Annotated in this window: 1 protein-coding gene; it reads left to right on the forward strand. The window is 35.5% G+C overall.

From position 1 onward, the window contains the following. Positions 1-121: 121 nt before the first annotated feature. Positions 122-361 (forward strand): lipoprotein (locus HMPREF9441_RS18795; protein ID WP_008623370.1); only part of this gene is annotated, 240 nt, incomplete at its 3' end.

The following is a 361-nucleotide window of genomic DNA, read 5'->3' on the forward strand; positions in this document are numbered from 1 at the left end:
GCTGATAAAAAACTAAATGGTGATGACCCAGACTATTTAGCTAACGGCTATTCGCCTATTGCTGCTAAACGACTTATTTTCACCTTACGTGTAGGTCTCTAATTTTTTAAATACAAAAGAAATGAAAAAGATATATATATTAATAGGTATAACCCTAAGCCTTACCGGTTGTAACTCACTGCTTGATGAGCTACCAGACAATCAGGTGCGTATCGATACCCCTGAAAAAGTAAGAAGAGTAGTTACTAATGCTTACCCTACAGCTAGTACGGCAGTAATAAGTGAACTATCATCAGACAATATAGCTGATATAGGTACTATTATAACCTATGCTAACTATTTAAGTGAAGAAGCCTCTTAT

Origin of the sequence: Paraprevotella clara YIT 11840, from assembly GCF_000233955.1 — a bacterium.
Lineage (GTDB): Bacteria > Bacteroidota > Bacteroidia > Bacteroidales > Bacteroidaceae > Paraprevotella > Paraprevotella clara.